The 15,472-nt window shown below is 76.1% G+C and carries 13 protein-coding genes; 6 read left to right on the top strand and 7 right to left on the bottom strand.

The features are described from left to right. Window positions 1–92: 92 nt before the first annotated feature. On the bottom strand, window positions 93–545 hold the full coding sequence (locus tag ACZ4TV_RS14740; protein WP_468134445.1) for a hypothetical protein: 453 nt from the start codon (window positions 543–545) through the stop codon (window positions 93–95). 106 nt (window positions 546–651) lie between these two features. On the opposite strand from ACZ4TV_RS14740, the gene ACZ4TV_RS14735 reads away from it, so the two are divergent. Continuing rightward, the gene (locus tag ACZ4TV_RS14735) at window positions 652–948 is read left to right on the top strand and encodes a hypothetical protein (RefSeq protein ID WP_468134443.1); all 297 of its coding nucleotides are present in this window, start codon (window positions 652–654) and stop codon (window positions 946–948) included. A 17-nt stretch (window positions 949–965) separates the two neighbouring features. Here ACZ4TV_RS14735 and ACZ4TV_RS14730 read toward each other — a convergent pair whose 3' ends face one another. Continuing rightward, on the bottom strand, window positions 966–1,400 hold the full coding sequence (locus ACZ4TV_RS14730) for a hypothetical protein (RefSeq protein WP_468134441.1): 435 nt from the start codon (window positions 1,398–1,400) through the stop codon (window positions 966–968). Window positions 1,401–1,590: 190 nt separating this feature from the next. On the opposite strand from ACZ4TV_RS14730, the gene ACZ4TV_RS14725 reads away from it, so the two are divergent. Then, a complete protein-coding gene (locus tag ACZ4TV_RS14725; protein ID WP_468134439.1) occupies window positions 1,591–2,889 on the top strand; it encodes an MFS transporter in 1,299 nt (432 codons plus the stop codon). Window positions 2,890–3,231: 342 nt separating this feature from the next. Then, complete coding sequence (locus ACZ4TV_RS14720; protein ID WP_468134437.1) at window positions 3,232–3,993, top strand: peptidoglycan-binding domain-containing protein; 762 nt, start codon at window positions 3,232–3,234, stop codon at window positions 3,991–3,993. Window positions 3,994–4,021: 28 nt separating this feature from the next. Here the strand turns inward: ACZ4TV_RS14720 and ACZ4TV_RS14715 are convergent, their stop codons facing one another. After that, entirely contained in the window at window positions 4,022–4,765 is a 744-nt protein-coding gene (locus ACZ4TV_RS14715; protein ID WP_468134435.1) for an SDR family NAD(P)-dependent oxidoreductase, read from the bottom strand. Window positions 4,766–4,964: 199 nt separating this feature from the next. Between ACZ4TV_RS14715 and ACZ4TV_RS14710 the strand changes: the two genes are divergently transcribed. After that, a complete protein-coding gene (locus ACZ4TV_RS14710) occupies window positions 4,965–6,041 on the top strand; it encodes an RNA ligase (ATP) (RefSeq protein ID WP_468134433.1) in 1,077 nt (358 codons plus the stop codon). 284 nt (window positions 6,042–6,325) lie between these two features. Next, window positions 6,326–7,243: an NADP-dependent oxidoreductase gene (locus ACZ4TV_RS14705; protein ID WP_468134495.1), complete on the top strand. Its 918-nt coding sequence runs from the start codon at window positions 6,326–6,328 to the stop codon at window positions 7,241–7,243. Between the two features lie 14 nt (window positions 7,244–7,257). On the opposite strand, the gene ACZ4TV_RS14700 is transcribed toward ACZ4TV_RS14705, so the two are convergent. The 4 genes from ACZ4TV_RS14700 to ACZ4TV_RS14685 all read right to left on the bottom strand — a co-directional run bounded on the left by ACZ4TV_RS14700 (window position 7,258) and on the right by ACZ4TV_RS14685 (window position 14,053). Next, a complete protein-coding gene (locus tag ACZ4TV_RS14700; RefSeq protein WP_468134431.1) occupies window positions 7,258–10,209 on the bottom strand; it encodes a poly(A) polymerase in 2,952 nt (983 codons plus the stop codon). Continuing rightward, window positions 10,209–11,993: an RNA ligase family protein gene (locus tag ACZ4TV_RS14695; protein WP_468134429.1), complete on the bottom strand. Its 1,785-nt coding sequence runs from the start codon at window positions 11,991–11,993 to the stop codon at window positions 10,209–10,211. Before ACZ4TV_RS14695 ends, ACZ4TV_RS14700 begins: the two co-directional genes overlap by 1 nt. A 262-nt stretch (window positions 11,994–12,255) precedes the next feature. After that, window positions 12,256–12,810 (bottom strand): hypothetical protein, encoded by a 555-nt coding sequence (locus ACZ4TV_RS14690; protein WP_468134427.1) that lies wholly within the window; start codon window positions 12,808–12,810, stop codon window positions 12,256–12,258. Between the two features lie 55 nt (window positions 12,811–12,865). After that, window positions 12,866–14,053 (bottom strand): DUF418 domain-containing protein, encoded by a 1,188-nt coding sequence (locus tag ACZ4TV_RS14685; protein WP_468134425.1) that lies wholly within the window; start codon window positions 14,051–14,053, stop codon window positions 12,866–12,868. 354 nt (window positions 14,054–14,407) lie between these two features. Between ACZ4TV_RS14685 and ACZ4TV_RS14680 the strand changes: the two genes are divergently transcribed. After that, a complete protein-coding gene (locus ACZ4TV_RS14680) occupies window positions 14,408–15,451 on the top strand; it encodes an NUDIX domain-containing protein (protein WP_468134423.1) in 1,044 nt (347 codons plus the stop codon). Window positions 15,452–15,472: the final 21 nt, after the last annotated feature.

Here is a 15,472-nt window from a genome sequence, read left to right as displayed (position 1 = left end):
GGCGGCGGCCGCCGGGCATGAGGGCCTCGTCCCTCGTCCTGCTTCCGCACGGGTGGCGCGTACGCATCGATCCGCGAGGTCGAACCCCCGCCTCAGCGTGGGGGTTCCACCTCCAGGAAGCGGCGCCGGCGAGGGCCCCGGTACAGCAGGCACACCCATCCCAGCCCTTCCAGCACGGCCGCACAGGCCGTCAGCCGCTCCTGCTCCTCCTCGGCCGCGCCGCCGCCCGGGGGCCCGAGCCAGGTCACCTCCACCCGTCCGGGCTCCGGGCCGGCGGCGACGCGATATCCCGTTCGCGTACGCCGCCCCCGCGCGTCCAGCGCCGACGGCGGGATCCCCGACGCCTCCAGCACGAGGGCCACCGCGCGCGGCAGCTGCCGTACCTCCCACGGCGCGGGAACCGCCGTGCCCGCCGGGCCGTTGACCAGGCGGCGGATCTGCAGCAGCCCCTCGTACGCCGTGCGCAGCTCCGCCTCCCGGCGGCCGGGCGGCGCGGCCGGGCCGTCGCCGGTCGCGGGCTCGAAGCCCTGCCCCGGTTCCGCCATCGCGCACCACCCCGCCCGCCCGTCACGCCCGTCTGAGTACGTTGTGCCCAACGGCCTGAGTATCCGCCCCGATTCCCCGCAGCGCCGCCGCTGATCGAATGGGGTCATGACTTCCGACGCCCCGCGCGGCGAGACCGCCCGCCCGCGCATGCAGCACGTGACCACCGCCGGCTCGGCCCTGGCCGTGGCCCTGGTCCCGCTCGTGGTCGGCGTCCTGCTCGCCAAGTCGCTGGCCGCCGACCCGATGACCCCGGTCAACGCCCTGATCGCGGGCGGCGGCCAGCGGGCCGCCCTGCCGCGGGGCGAGTGGAAGCGGCGCGGCCACAGCACCCTGCGCAGGCTGCGCACGGCCCGGCGCGACACGGCCCGGCGGTGTGCCCACGCCTGCGGCCGCCGCCCCTGAGGTCCCGACCGTCAGGGTCAGCGGCCGTACTGCCGCAGGCACAGGTCGACGATGGACGGCGGTACGACGCCCTCCGCGGCCGCGCACATCTCGTCCATCCCGTGAGGCGGGGCCGGCCGCCGGCGCGGGTGGGCGCTCTGCGGCCCCGGCAGGCGCGTCCGCCGGTGAGGCGGCGCCGCCTTCGCGGGGGCCCGCACGGCAGACGGCTTCGGCCGGGAGTCCCGGTCCTGGTCCCGGTCCGGGTCCGCGTCCGGGCGCGGGTCCTGCGGTGCGGACAGGGGCAGCGACCCCAGGGGCAGGGCCGGCGGCGTCGGAAGGTCGGGTGCGTCGGCGGGCGGTGCGGCGGCGGCCAGTACGGGAGCCGGAGCCGCGTCCTGCGGTCCGACGGAGACACAGCCGGCGCTCGCGAGGAGCGCGGCGAGGGAGAGGGGCACGGCCCGGCGTAACTGCATCCGACCACCTTGCCGTACCTCGCGGCCGGGCCGGTTCCCCGCCTCACGCCTGCGGGTGACCCCGCCCCCTCCGGGGACGGCCGGGGCGTGTGGGACATTGGAACGGCAGTGCGGGTGACGGGGAGGCGCGACCCCGGAGCGCCGGGCTGCCGTGTCGTGCCCGCCGATCGCCCGTACGGAGTACCGATCCATGACCTCAGCCGCCGCGCCCGGCAACCCCGCGCCGCCCCCCGAGTCCGGACCGCGACAGTCCGGACCGCCCGAGTCCGCACCGCCCCCCGGCGCCGGGCCCACGGCCCGGCCGGGGGCGGGCTCCGGACCGTGGAGCGGACCCGCGCCGTGGAAGGGCTGGGCGGCCGTGTCCGCCGTCGCGCTCGGGATCTTCTGCCTGATCACCTCCGAGCTGCTGCCCATCGGCCTGCTCACACCCGTCGGCGGCGACCTCGGCGTCTCCGACGGAACCGCCGGGCTGATGGTCACCGTGCCCGGGCTGGTCGCCGGATTCTGCGCGCCGCTGGTCACCGTTGGCGCCGGGCGGCTCGACCGGCGGCTCGTGCTGTGCGTGCTCATCGCCCTGATGGCCGCCGCCAACCTCGCCGCCGCCCTCGCCCCGGACTTCGCCGTCGTACTGGCGGCCCGCCTGCTCGTCGGAATCAGCGTCGGCGGGTTCTGGGCCATCGCGGGTGGACTGGCCGTACGCCTCGTCCCGGAGCGCCACGTCGGCCGGGCGACCGCGCTCGTCTTCGGCGGTGTCCCCACCGCCTCCGTGCTCGGCGTGCCCGCCGGCACCCTGCTCGGTGAACTCGGCGGCTGGCGCACCGCCTTCGCCGCCGTCGGCGCCCTCGGCCTCGTCACGCTGACCGCCCTGCTCCTGCTGCTGCCCCCGCTGCCGCCCACCCGGCACATCACCTTCCCCGAGCTCCCCGCCCTGTTCCGCGAGAACCGTGCCGTCCGGGCCGGCGTGATCGTCACCTTCCTCGTCGTGACGGGGCAGTTCGCCGCCTACACCTTCGTTCGGCCGATCCTGCAGGACGTCTCCGGCATCGACGCCGGCTACGTCAGCACCCTCCTGCTCGGCTACGGCGTCGCGGGTGTCGCAGGCAACTTCCTGGCCGGGGCGCGCGACGCGTACCGGACCCTGCTCGTGGTCAGCGCCTCCCTCACCGTGGTCCTCGCCCTCATCGCCGTCCTTCCGGGACCGGTCGCCGGAACCACGCTGCTGCTCGCCTGGGGGCTCGTCTACGGCGGGGTCTCGGTGAGCCTGCAGAGCTGGATGATCAAGGCGGCCCCGGCCGCCACCGAGGCCGCGTCCTCGCTCATGGTGTCCATGTTCAACCTCGCCATAGCGGCGGGCGCGCTGTTCGGCGGCCTCGCGGTCGACGCCCTCTCCGCACCTGCCGCGCCGCTCGGCGCAGCCGCCCTGATGCTCGTCGCCGCCGGCACCGTCTGGGCCACCGCCATCCGCCGCGCACCCGGCACCCTCGACTGATCAGCGGGGCGAAAGCGGAAGGACCGCACCCGACAGACGGGATGGACGGGAGCAGATCGGACATCCGGCTTGACCCGGCCCGTGCCGGAGGGAAAGAGTGCGCCGATCAAGAACCACCGCACTGCTTGAGCCGCACTTCGGAGATACGCCAGATGTCCCTATCCGTTCGCTCATCGCTCGCACCGGCCACGATCGGCGGTTCTCCGGCACTCGGCACACCCGGCGTTCCCGCCGCCGCGGCGGCCCCGGCTCCGGCCGCCCGGCGGCGCAGAGCCTGACCGGCCGGGTGGGGGCCGGCGCCGCACCGCCGCGCCGGCCCCCGTCCCAGCCGGGGAGACCACCATGTCCCAGGACCCTGATGAGAGCGGGATCGTCCCCGACGACCGCCTGTTCGTGCGCCCTTACGTCGGTCCCTCGGGCCGACCGCCCCGGTCGACGGCGCCCGCCTGGCCGCAGACCGGAGCCTTCGCCTTCCCCGGCCCGGCACATGGCCCGGCACCCGGCCCGGACCCCGGCGCCCCCGCCGACGCTGCCGCTCCTGCTCCCGGGCCTGTTCCGGCACGCGGCGCCCGCGCCGCCCGGGGCCGCGGCAGCGGCAGCCGGCTTCCGCTGACCGTCATCACCCTGCTCGCGCTCGCCGGGGTGGGCGCCCTGGTGCTCCTCCTGGACGGTCCCGAACCGGAACCGCCCCGGCCCGGGCCGCCGGCCGAGCTGTCCGTACCGATGCTTCGGGCGCCCGGCCCGGGGGCCGGCGAGGAGCCCGGACCCGGCGCGTCCAGTGGGTCCAACGCGCCCTCGGCCGCGGCCACGGGCTCGTCGAGCCCGGCCGCGAGCCAGAGCCAGAGTGCGAAGCCCACGCCCGCGCCGAGCGGATCGGCCGCGCGACCGTCGGGCGCCTTCCGCACGCTGCGGATGGGGGACACCGGCCCCGAGGTGCGCGCCCTGCAGGAACTGCTCTACGGGCAGGGGTTCACGTACGTCTCCGTCACCGGGGTCTACGACGGCCAGACCAAGCGCGGGGTCAGCCAGCTCCAGCGCGACCGGTCCATCAAGGGCGACCCCCAGGGCGTCTACGGACCGGCCACGCACGCGGCGATGCAGTAGCCGCCGCGGGTCTTCGGGAGAGCGGGGATCAGCGCCCGCCGGAGACCCGCAGCACGGTGCCCGTCGTGTACGAGGCGTCCGCGGACAGCAGCCAGGCGATCGCCCCGGCGATCTCCTCGGGCTGACCGGGCCGCCCGAGCGGGATCCCGGCCGCGGCCCGGGCCGGGCGGCCGGGGTCGCCCATCGCCGCGTGCATGCCGGTCTCGATGATGCCGGGCGCCACCGCGTTCACCCGGATGCCGTCCGGCCCGAGCTCCTTGGAGAGCCCCACGGTCAGTGCGTCGGCGGCGGCCTTGGTCGCCGCGTAGTGGACGTAGTCCCCGGGACCGCCGAGGGTGGCGGCCGCGGAGGAGACGTTCACGATCGCCCCGCCGCCGGCCTTCGCCATGTCCCGGGCGGCCCGGCGGCAGCACAGCAGGTACCCGAGGAGGTTCACCTCGACGACCCGGCGCAGGTTCTCGGTCCGGGCGTCGGCGAGCCGGCCCAGCGGGCCGGTCACCCCGGCGTTGTTGACCAGACCGGTCACGGTACCGAGTTCGGCGCCGGCGGTGTCGAAGAGCCGCTCGACGGCGCGCTCCTCGGAGGTGTCGCCGCGTACGGTCACACAGCGGGCCCCGGTGGACCGTACGCGCTCGGCGACGGCCCCGGCCGCCGCCTCGTCGCGGGCGTAACCCAGCACCAGGTCATGCCCGTCGGCGGCCAGCCGCAGACAGGTCGCCGCACCAATGCCCCTGCTGCCGCCGGTGACGACGGTGACCGGGCGACGTGACATGTGAGCCTCCTGAGTACGCGGTACGCGGTACGCGGTACGCGGTACGCGGAACACGGACGCGCGTGACGTCGCGCGGTGCGGCAGGCTAACACCGCGATATTCGCTGGACCAGCGCAAACTGCGGCACGGACAGTGGTGGTCACCGACGCGCCGCACCACCGGGCGTCGGCCGCGTCCCTGCCGACCGTTGGAGCCTCCCATGTCGACTTTGCGAGTCACCGTAGAAGAACTGACCGTCCATGAGCATCCGAACGCCGACGCGCTGGAGCTGGCCCAGGTGGGCCTGTACCGCGCCGTTATCGCCAAGGGCGCCTACCGCACCGGGGAGTTCGCGCTCTACATACCCGAACAGGCCGTGCTGCCCGCCGATCTGATCGAGGAGCTCGGCCTCACCGGGCGGCTCGCCGGCAGCTCCGCTGACCGGGTCAAGGCCGTCCGGCTGCGCGGCGAACTCTCGCAGGGCCTGGTGTGCCGGCCGCGCGCGCTCGCCGGCGTCGACCTGGTGCAGGCGGCCAAGGAGGGCACGGACTTCGCGGAGTCGCTCGGCATCACCAAATGGGCTCCGCCCGTCCCCACCACCATGAACGGCGACATCGAGGCCGCCGCCGACCTCCTGCCGTGGGTCGACATCGAGAACCTCCAGCGCTACCCGCACCTCTTCGAGTCCGGCGAGCCGGTCGTCCTCACCGAGAAACTGCACGGCACCGCCTGCCTGTTCACGTACGTCGTCCAGGACGAGCGGTCCCTCGTCTCCTCCAAGGGATACGGCTCGAAGGGCCTGGCACTCAAGGAGGACGAGCGCAACGTCTACTGGCGGGCCGTACGCGGCCACGACGTGCCGGCCGTCGCGGCGGCCCTCGCCGCCCGGCTCGGCGCGACCCGGGTCGGGATCTTCGGCGAGGTGTACGGCGCGGGCGTCCAGGACCTGGCGTACGGGACCGACGTACGCGCAGCCGACACACCGCCCGGATACGCCGTCTTCGACGTGTCCGCCGAGATCGACGGACAGGTGCGCTGGCTGGACCCGGCCGCCGTCCTCACGGACGGTGAACTGCCACTGGTGCCACGGCTGTACGAGGGCCCGTACGACCTCGACACGGTGCTGGAGCTGGCGAGCGGCCGCGAGACCGTCTCCGGCCGGGGCGTGCACCTGCGCGAGGGCGTCGTCATCCGCCCCTCCACGGAGCGGTACAGCCCCGTCGTGGGCGGCCGCGCCATCGCCAAGGCGGTCAGCCCGGCGTACCTGACCCGCAAGGGCGGCACGGAGTACGAGTGATCACGGCCGTTGCGCACGCTGGCCGCCCCGCCCCGGCTGGCCGCGCACCTGCGGCTCGTGCACGACGTCGCGTACGAGTTGGCGAGCGGATCGCCGAGGGGGCGGACGCGCGGCTCGGGTTCCAGGCCGCCTTTCTCGTGCACGCCTGGACCGGACACGCCCGGACCGGACACGCCGGACCGGACATGCCGCGCGTGGTGGGATGGGCCGGGGCGGGTCCACGAGCACGCGGAGAGGTCGGGTACATGTCCCAGTCGGGCCGGAGCAGCCAGAGCCAGGAGACGATGCGGGCGATGGCGTACGAGAGGTACGGCGGGACGGAGGTGCTCTCCGAGACACGGCTGCCGATGCCCAAGTTCGGCCCCGGTGAGATCCTCGTCCGGGTCAAGTGCGCCGCCGTCAACCCCGTCGACTGGAAGATCATGGCGGGCGGGCTCGACGCGATGATGGACGTCGTCTACCCGGTGGTCCCCGGCTGGGACGTGTCCGGCACCGTCGAGCGGCTCGGCATCGACTGCCCCGAGTTCGCCGAGGGCGACGAGGTCATCGCGTACGCCCGCAAGGACTACGTGCACGGCGGGACCTGCGCGGAGTTCGTCACCGTGCCCGTGCGCGCCCTAGCGCACAAACCCGCCTCGCTCAACTGGGCCGAGGCCGCCGGGCTCCCGCTCGCCGGGCTCACCGCCTACCAGGTGCTCACCCGACTCGGCACCGGCAAGGACGACACCGTCCTGATCCACGGAGCCGCGGGCGGCGTGGGATCCCTCGGCGTGCAGATCGCCCGCACGCTGGGCGCCCGCGTCATCGGCACCGCCTCCCCCCGCAATCACGACCGGGTACGCGAACTCGGCGCCGAACCCGTCGCGTACGGGGACGGACTCGCCGACCGCGTGCGCGCCCTCGTGCCCGAGGGGGTCACCGTCGTCGCGGACTTCGTCGGCGGGGTCCTCGCCGCCACCCGGGAAGTGCTGCGCGAGGACGGGCGGCACGCCTCCATCGCGGATCACACCGTGGTCGGCTCGGGCGGCCACTGGATGTGGGTCCGCCCCGTCGGCAGTGATCTGGCCGAACTGGGGCGGCTCGCCGACCGCGGGCAGCTCACGGTGCCGGTCGCCCGGACCTTCCCGCTGGCCGAGCTGGCGGCGGCCTTCGAGCTGAGCCGGGCCGGACACGCGGCCGGGAAGATCGTCGTCGAGGTCTGATCCCTCCGGCGCGCTCAGGCCAGGTCCGGCACCTCACCGCAGGCCGCCCAGGCGACCTCGACCCCCGGCAGGCCGGCCCTCCAGGGGCCGGCCAGGGCGGCCAGACGGGCCGCGTCGGGCGGCCCGGCGCCGAGGCCGATCGCGTAGCGGGCGAGGGCCGGGCCGGACTCGAAGGGCCGCGGCCAGGCGTGCGCGTCCGTGACCCCGGCCTCCTCCAGGGCTCCGAGCAGCGCCCGCAGCCGCCCGCGCACCCGGCCCAGGGTCTCCTCGAACTCCCCGTCGGACGTCCGTACGGTCACCACCGCCCAGGCGGCGTGCCGACGGTGCAGCGGCGGCGGCGTCGCCAGGGCCGCCGCCCCGAGGCCGGCCTCCAGCAGCTCCCAGGCCCGGTACAACTCCTGAACCAGCAGGTCACACATGCCCGGCCCCACCTGGGCCGTGCAACTACGCACCGGCCCAGAAGGCGTAAGGACCACGACCGGCCCCGGCCCGCCCGCCGCCCCCGCCGCCTGCGGTGCCCCCGGCCCGCCCGGTGTCCCCGGCCCGCCCGCCGCCCCCGGCGCGTTCGGCGTCGCGGGCGGGAGCGCGACCGGCTGGCGCCAGTCCCAGGCGGCCCAGCCGCCGAAGAACTCACGCAGCAGGGCCTCGGGCGGCTGCGCCCCGGCCTCCTGGACCGTCCGCGCCGCGAGGACCGCCCAAGCCAGCCCCGGCAGCCCGCCGAACGGCGCCGCGTCCAGCCCCCGTGCCCGGGCCCACGCCTTCACCTCCCGGGCCAGCCCGGCGAACGCGGCGTGGTCCGCTCCGACCGCGTCCCGTACGGCATCCGCGTCGCTCACCGCGCCGAGCGCGACGGCGGCCGCCTCGCCCAGCTCCGCGCGCCGTGCCACCGCTTGCGCCGGATCCAGCCCGCCGGTCGCGACCGCCACCAGATCCACCGGCAGCGACCCGACGCGGAACCGCAGGCCCGGCACCCGGGCCCCCGTCACCTCGCGCAGCCGCTCGGCCTCCGGGAAGGCCGCCGCCACCCGGTCCCGTACCCCGGCGAGGTCGGCCGGTCCCGGAAGCGCCGCCACCAGGTCCAGGTCGGCCTGCGGCAGTGCGCAGCCCATGCGCCGGGATCCGGCCACATGCACCTCCGCACCGGGCAGAGCCGCCCGGACGCGCGCGGTGACCGATGCGGCGTGACCGTCCGGCGCCGCCGCCGCGAGCCGGTGTCCGGGCCCGGGTCCCAGCTCCGGGGACGGCTCCGGCTCCCAGCGCACCTCGCCCGTCCCCAGCACCACCCGCGCCCGGACCCGCATCGGCCCGTCCCCGCGCCGCGAGAGCACCGCCAGCTCCCCGACCCGCGCGGACACCCCCGCACCGAGCCGCGCCGCGAAGGCCGCGACCGCCCGCTGCGGGTCCCGGCTGCGCCCCAGCGTCAGATGCGGGGTGTACCCCTGCTGCCCGTACCCCCGTTGCCCCTCCGCGCGCCCGCGGCACCCCGGGAACCGCTCCGCCAAGGCCCGCCGGAGCTCCTGCCACGGCGCTTCACCGGCCGCCGCGGGGTCGAGCCAGATGGTGGCGTCCTCGCGGTGCCCGAAGCTGTCCACGCCCTCCAGCCGGGCGTCGAACGGCCGGGTCGCGGCGGCTACTTCGGCCAGCATCGGCAGGGCCTCGGCGAAGGAGGACTCCGGCACGAAGCCGAAGAGCAGGTTCACGTGCGCGGGCCAGCGGCCGGCCTGCGGGTCGTGTTCCCGGCGCAACTCCCGCACCGCCTCGGGGAGGCGGGGCGGCAGCCACGCCACCGCCGTCCGCGCCGTAGCAGGCACGTCCAGCCGCGCCGGCCCGCCGTCTGCGTCCCGCTCCCCGAACTCGACGGTGACCTCCACCCCGAAGTGGTCGGAGATGAACAGCCCCTCCGGGGTCGGCGCGTCGCCGCGCAGCGCCGCCCGCGTCACCCGCGCCCCCGTGGAGCGCAGCAGGATCCGGTCCAGCCGGGACGCCCGCCCCGACAGCGAACCCACCGCGGCCAGCGGGTTGGCCACCGGGTCGAAGGTCGGCGTACGGTCCGCCGCCCCGTGTACGTCGCTCCAGGCATCCCGCATCCCGAGCGCCGCGGCGGGCCCCTCGGCCCCGTCGCGGCCGTCGTTGAAGTCGCCCAGCAGTGCCACCCCGGCTTCGATGCCGCCCAGTCCCTCCGCGAGCCGGGCCAGCTCGGCGTCCCGCCGGACGTCCCCGTTCTCCGTGTGGTCGCTGGTCAGGTGGGTGGCGGCGACGACCAGGGGGCCCGTCGCCGTGTCCACCGTCACGGCGGTGACCGCCTTGTGCGGGCCGAACAGGTGGATCCCCGCCTCCCGCACCGGCAGCCGGCTCAGCACCAGCAGCCCGCACCCGGCGACGTCCGGGCCGCCCGGATCCGTGCCGAGGGTGTAGCCGGCCCGCACCCACCGGGCCGCCAGCAGCATGCCGAGCAGCTCGGGCTCGACCTCCTGCAGCGCGATGACATCGGCATCGGCCGCTTCCAGATCGGCCAGCAGCAGCGGCCTGCGCAGGGCGGTGGCGATGCGCAGGGCGTCGTACCGGTCCCAGAGCGTGTTCCAGGTCAGCAGCCGCACCGTGGCGGGGGCGGCCGCCGCGCTGCGGGGTCCCGCCTGCGCCGGCCGCCAGGCGCCGCCGCCCGCCGGGTCCCACGCGTGCGGGGTCCGCGCGGTGAAGAACGGGGCCCGCAGCAGGCGCGGATCGCGGACCCGCCCCGCCGCGCTGACATCGATCCGGTCGACGCCAGTGGCCCGGTCCCACACCAGCTCGCCGTCCGCCTCGACGAACAGCACCCGGTGCCAGGGAATGTCCCCGCCGGGCACGAAGGAGGGCAGCGGCACCCGCTTCGGTGGAGCCCCGCGCTGGAGCAGCCCGAGGACGAACCGCGCCGGATCGAACCGCGGATCCCACCGGACCTGGTGGTAGAGCTCCTCACTGGTACGCATCAGCACTCCCCGCCTGCCGTGGCCGGGTCGCCCGCGAGGCCGCCCGCCGTGTCCTCGACGTCCCCGCCCGCACCGATGTACCACGTACGGTGCGCCTGACCGGCATACGGCGGGCTGAACCGGTGCAGCTGCGAGGTCAGCACCTGCCGCGGCACCGGATGGGGGCGCACGGCGTTGCGCCGCAGCAGCTCCGGCTCGTCGACCAGCGCCACGGCGTGCGTGACCAGCGCGTCACGCCGCCGCGCGACCGAGCCGGCCAGGCCGCGCTGCTGGTCGGTGAGCGAAGTGGCGTCCCACACCACTGTCCCACCGCGGGCCAGGGCGGCGTCGAGGCGGTCCAGGCCCTCGCTCAACACGTCCGCGTTGGCCCGCTGGTCCGCACGGGAACCCCGGGCGGTGCGCAGGTCGTCGAGACTGATGTAGGTGTCCACGCCGGACAGGCCGCGGCCGAAGGTGCTCTTCCCGCTGCCCGAGGGCCCGCAGAGCTGCACCAGCCGCGGAAACGTTCCGTCGCGCCACTGCCACGTCGCCGCCACCGCCTCCTCGACGACGACGCAGCTGACGCCGGGGCCCCAGCCGAGGCGCGCGGCCGCGATCCCGCCCCGCGCGAACGCGCGCCGGGCCTCCGCCCAGCAGCGGTCGGCCGCCTCCGCGCCCAGCCCGGCGAGGGGCTCGCGCAGCGCGGCCCGCAAGGAATCCAGCGGATCGGGGCCGCCGAGCAGCCCCGCCTCCTCGGCCCACAGCGCGGACCACTCCACGCACTCCCGCGCCTCCGGCTCGCGGGCCAGCGCCCCGGCGAGCGCGTGCAGCAGCCCGAGATCGGCCGCCGCGGCCATCCGGACCAGCCCGGCCCGCCGGTCCGGGTCGGGGAACGGCCGCTGCAGGTACGGGTACAGCCCCACCAGGTCACCGACCCGCCGCGCGAGCCCCATCCCGACCGGACCCGCCGCGAGCCGCGCCACCGTCCGGGCCCGGGGCTCGCGGTGCAGTACGGCGGCCAGCACACCGGCCAGCCGGTCCTCCCCGGTCCGCCCCGCCCCGTCGATCCGGGCGGCGACCTCGGCGACCTCACCCGCGTCGGCGGTAGCGGCCCCGGTCATCCCGACGGCAGCGGTCAGCCCCGCCACATCGGTCTCGGCACCCGAGCGCACCGCCCACAACGGCGCCGTCGGCCCCAGCCCGTTCGGCACCACGCGCGCGAACATCCAGTGCGTGTCCGTCCGCACATGGCCGCCCCGCACCCACTTGGCCACGCACCGCCCGAAGTCCTCGCGCGCGAAACCGGCCGTCGTCCGTACGACGTACCCCTCCTGCCGCGCGGTGTCGAGCCTCAGCTTGCGCAGCGCGCGCTGGTCGAAGGTGCCCCGCCACAGCACGCGCGGGCTGGGCACACCCAGGCCCCGCAGGAACCGTACGGTCCGGTCCCAGTCCAGGCACTGTTCCCCGTCCCACACCGAGAACCCGTAGAACCAGCTGTCGAGATCCTCGTACGGGATCGAGTGCCGGGCGTACAGATTCTCCCCGCACACCCGCCAGCCGGCCGGGATCCCGGGGCCGATCCGGCCCTGGAGGCCCTTGACCCATGCCCGCGAGGGGTGGTGCGCCGAGTCGAGCGACCGCGCGTGCAGGCCGTCCGCGTACAGCGTGGTGTTCTCCCCGTCGAGCTTCTCCGTCACCACGACCTCGCGGCCCGCCAGCCCCGCGAGTCCGACGGCCCGGACATCGTCGGCCGTCGCCCCCGGAGACCAGGGCAGATGCGGCGTGCGGGGATAGTGGGTGCGCATGATCCGCTCCTGCTCGACGACGTGGTGCCCCGTCACTGTAGGTATCCGGAGCAGACACATCCACCCATTAACCCCGCCCGGGCGCCCGGGCCTTCGGGGTGCCGGCGGGGGCCGGCGGAGACCGGCCGCACCCTGCGGCGGCCAGGCTGGCCCGGGCGCCGTCAGTCGCCGACCGGCACCGCCGCGGCCGGCTGACCGGCCGCCACGAAGTGCAAATCGAATCGTCCTGCGGCTCCGAGGGTATGGCCGCCTGAACAACCGCCTAGCGGCACAGGGCCACGATGGCCGGAGGCACCGTGCCCCGGGCCGCTTCGCACAGGGAGGCCATGTCGTACGCGTGCGGCGGCGTGGGCCGGAACTTCGCCGGCGTCGGAGAGCGCTTGCGGGGCTTCGCCGGGGCTGCCGGCTTCGCCTGCTGCGCGGGCCGCGCGGGTTTGGCCCGGCGCGGCCGGTGCGACTGGTCAACTGCGGTCGGCCGCCTGGAAGTCGAGACCGGAGCCGAGACCGGCACCGAGACCGGAGCCGAGACCGGCACCGAGACCGGAGCCGAGACCGGCACCGAGACGGGGACCGGGGCCGAGAGCGGTTCGGGGCCGAGCGGTGTGGCCGCGGGCTCCGCCGTAGTCGGAAGCCGGCCCAACGGCCAGGCGGGAGGCGTGCGTTGGGGTTCCGGGTCGGCGGCCGCGGGCGCCCGGTGCGGCGCGTACGGCGGAGCGGTGGGACGCACCGTCACGCATCCGGTGGCCAGGAGGAGCGCGGCAAGGGTCAGGGGCAAGGCCCGGCGCAGCTGCATCCGCTCACCCTGCCGTACGGGCACCCCGCGAGCCGAACCCGTGACACGGATAGGTGATGATAGGCCCGCCTACCCCCGCCTACCCCCGGCTCCGGCCCTGCGTGGCCAGCCGGAGCGCGTGTTCCAGCGGGCCCCGGCGCAGCGGGCTGTCGGCCCAGATCCGTTGCCAGGCCCACGTCAGGGCAAGCGCCGCGCCGCTGAAGGCGATCCACGCGGACCAGGACGCGGCGCCGTGGGCCGGGCCGGCCAGCACCAGCGCGTGGACGACGTACGCGCTCAGCGCCATCGCCCCGAGCACCGCGAGCGGCCGCAGCAGGCGGGCGCCCGCCCCGTGGCGCGCGGCGAGTGCGCAGAGGCCGATGAGGGCGCATCCCACGCCCGCGTTGCCCAGGGTCTCCAGCGGCGTCTGGCTGTAGGGGTCCGCCACCAGCAGCCAGTCCCACGAGGTGCTCGGCACGGCGCCGTACTGCCCGCGCAGCACCTCCCGCACGGGGTCGGAGGCGGCCAGCGCCTCCGGGTGATGGACGGCTATCGCTTCCAGTAGCCGCTGCCGGGTGCCGAACACATGGGCGGCGAGCCAGGCGGAGCCGTATCCGGCGACCGCGGCCGCCGTGCCCCAGACGGCCATGCTCCGGGCCGCCCTCCGCTCCCGCACGTCGCACAAGCGGGCGAGCGCCATCCCGGCCAGGACGTACGGGAAGTAAGTGGCCAGCGGATACGCCCCGGTGAGCAGCAGCTCGCACAGCACCGAGCCCAGCCCGGACCAACCGGTCAGATCGGCCGCCTCGGGGACCAGCCCGCGTCCGGACGCCGCGTACCCGAACACCGGACCCAGCAGGAACGACAGCAGCGGGCCCACCACCACGGAGCCGCCCGCCACGGCGGTGAGCACCGGGGTGGAGAGCCGGGTGAAGGGCTCCGCCGCCAGGAAGTACACGGCGAAGAAGGCCAGGATGACCAGGATCCCGGGCCACAACGAGGCCAGCCACACGCCGAGCACGGCCAGAAGGGCGCAGCGGATCAGCAGCGGGCGCCAGCGCTCCGCCCAGCCGTCGGGCCCCCGCGCCGGGTCCGTGCCGCGCTGGGCGAGGACCAGGGAGAAACCGGCGAGGAGGGTGAAGAGCGCCGGGGCGCGTCCGTCGGCCGCGACGAGCAGGTATCCGGCGCCTTCGGGCCGGGGGCCGGGGCCGACGTGCACCGCGAACATGCCGAGGACGGCGATCCCGCGCACGGCGTCGATCGCGGCCAGCCTGCCGGAGCCCCTCACGCCACGCCACCGAGACGCGCCGCGGTCCGCCGCTCTCGGGTGTCCCGCCGGGTGCCCGTGGGGGAAGCGCGTCGCATGGGTGGGGCTCTCCTCGGGGCGGTGCGGGTGCGGCTGCGGCTGAAGCTGCAGTGCCGCGCGGTGCCGTGCGGTGCGGTGTCCGACGTTGGTCGGACCGGCGGTTTTCAGGCCGCCAGTCCGCCTGCGGAACGTACCAAGGGAGAGATAACCAAGTAATAAGGAGGTATAGGAGTGGCAAAGGCGGGCCGTCGGCCCCGGTGCGCGGGCCGCCGTAACCCCGGGGCCGCGCCCGCTGTTGCACAGCCGACGGGTCCACCCACGGTGAACGGAGTCCCGATGCCGCAGCTGACCGACCAGGGCGCGAGCGACCAGGCCGCGATCGACGAAGACGAGCAGCAGCGGGCGGGAACCTGGATGACCCCGGAGGAGTACGGCGCCTCGCGGGCCGCCGTATGGACCGCGGCCGTCGTCCTCGTCACCGACGCCGACGGCCGGATCCTCATCCAGAGCGTCGACTACCGCGCCGACCGGCTGCTCCCCGGCGGAGCCGTGGACGCGGGCGAGGCGCCGTCCGCCGCGGCCGCCCGCGAGCTGCGCGAGGAGCTCGGTGTCGACGGCCGCTACCCGCGCGGCCTCGCCGTGGACTGGATCCCGGCCGACACCCCCGGTTTCCCGCCCGAGATGCGGTTCCCCGGCGAGATCCTGCACGTCTACGACGGCGGCACCTGGACCCCCGACCGGATCGACGCCGTCCGCCTCCCGGCCCAGGAGATCACGGGCATCCAGTTCGCCGAGCCGGCCGACCTGCCCGCCCTGATGGACGCGGGCGACGCCCGCCGCGCCATGTCCGCCCTGCGCGCCCGCATCAACGGCTGCGGCACCGCCCTGCTGGAGGACGGCCGCCCCACGGCGCCGACCGCCCTCGACCGGCTCGGCGTGCTCCGCACCCGCCGGATCCCGCAGCACGGCGCCTGGCACTCGGGTCCGGTCCCCGTACAGCTGCCCGTACGGGACCGCTCGGCCTGGCTGTTCGCCCCCGACGGCCGGGTCCTGCTCCTGATCGCCCGGGCCACCGGGGCAGCCCACCTCCCGCCCCCGACGGCCGGCTCGACCGCAGGGCTCCTCCCGCTCGGCTACCGCTGCGGCGGCCAGGGCGCCCACGTCCGCGTCGCGGCCCGCCTCACCGGCCTCCCCCCGGCCGCGGACCCGGCGTACGCCCGTCTGCTGGCCACCCCCGAACAGGTCCGCGAACTGAGCGACTGGGGTCCGGCCGGCGTGGACGAGCTCGCGGCGGTGCACACCGCCCGGGCGCGTCTCTCCCTCCCCGCGCCCACCCGCACTGCGCCCACGGAGCTCCCCGAGGAGGGCGTGCGCTGGTGACGGCCACCGCCGTGTTCGGGA

It is taken from the genome of Streptomyces sp. NPDC028910 (assembly GCF_055564955.1).
Note: the sequence above shows the minus strand (reverse complement) of the source record. Positions and strands in the feature narration are given on the sequence as shown.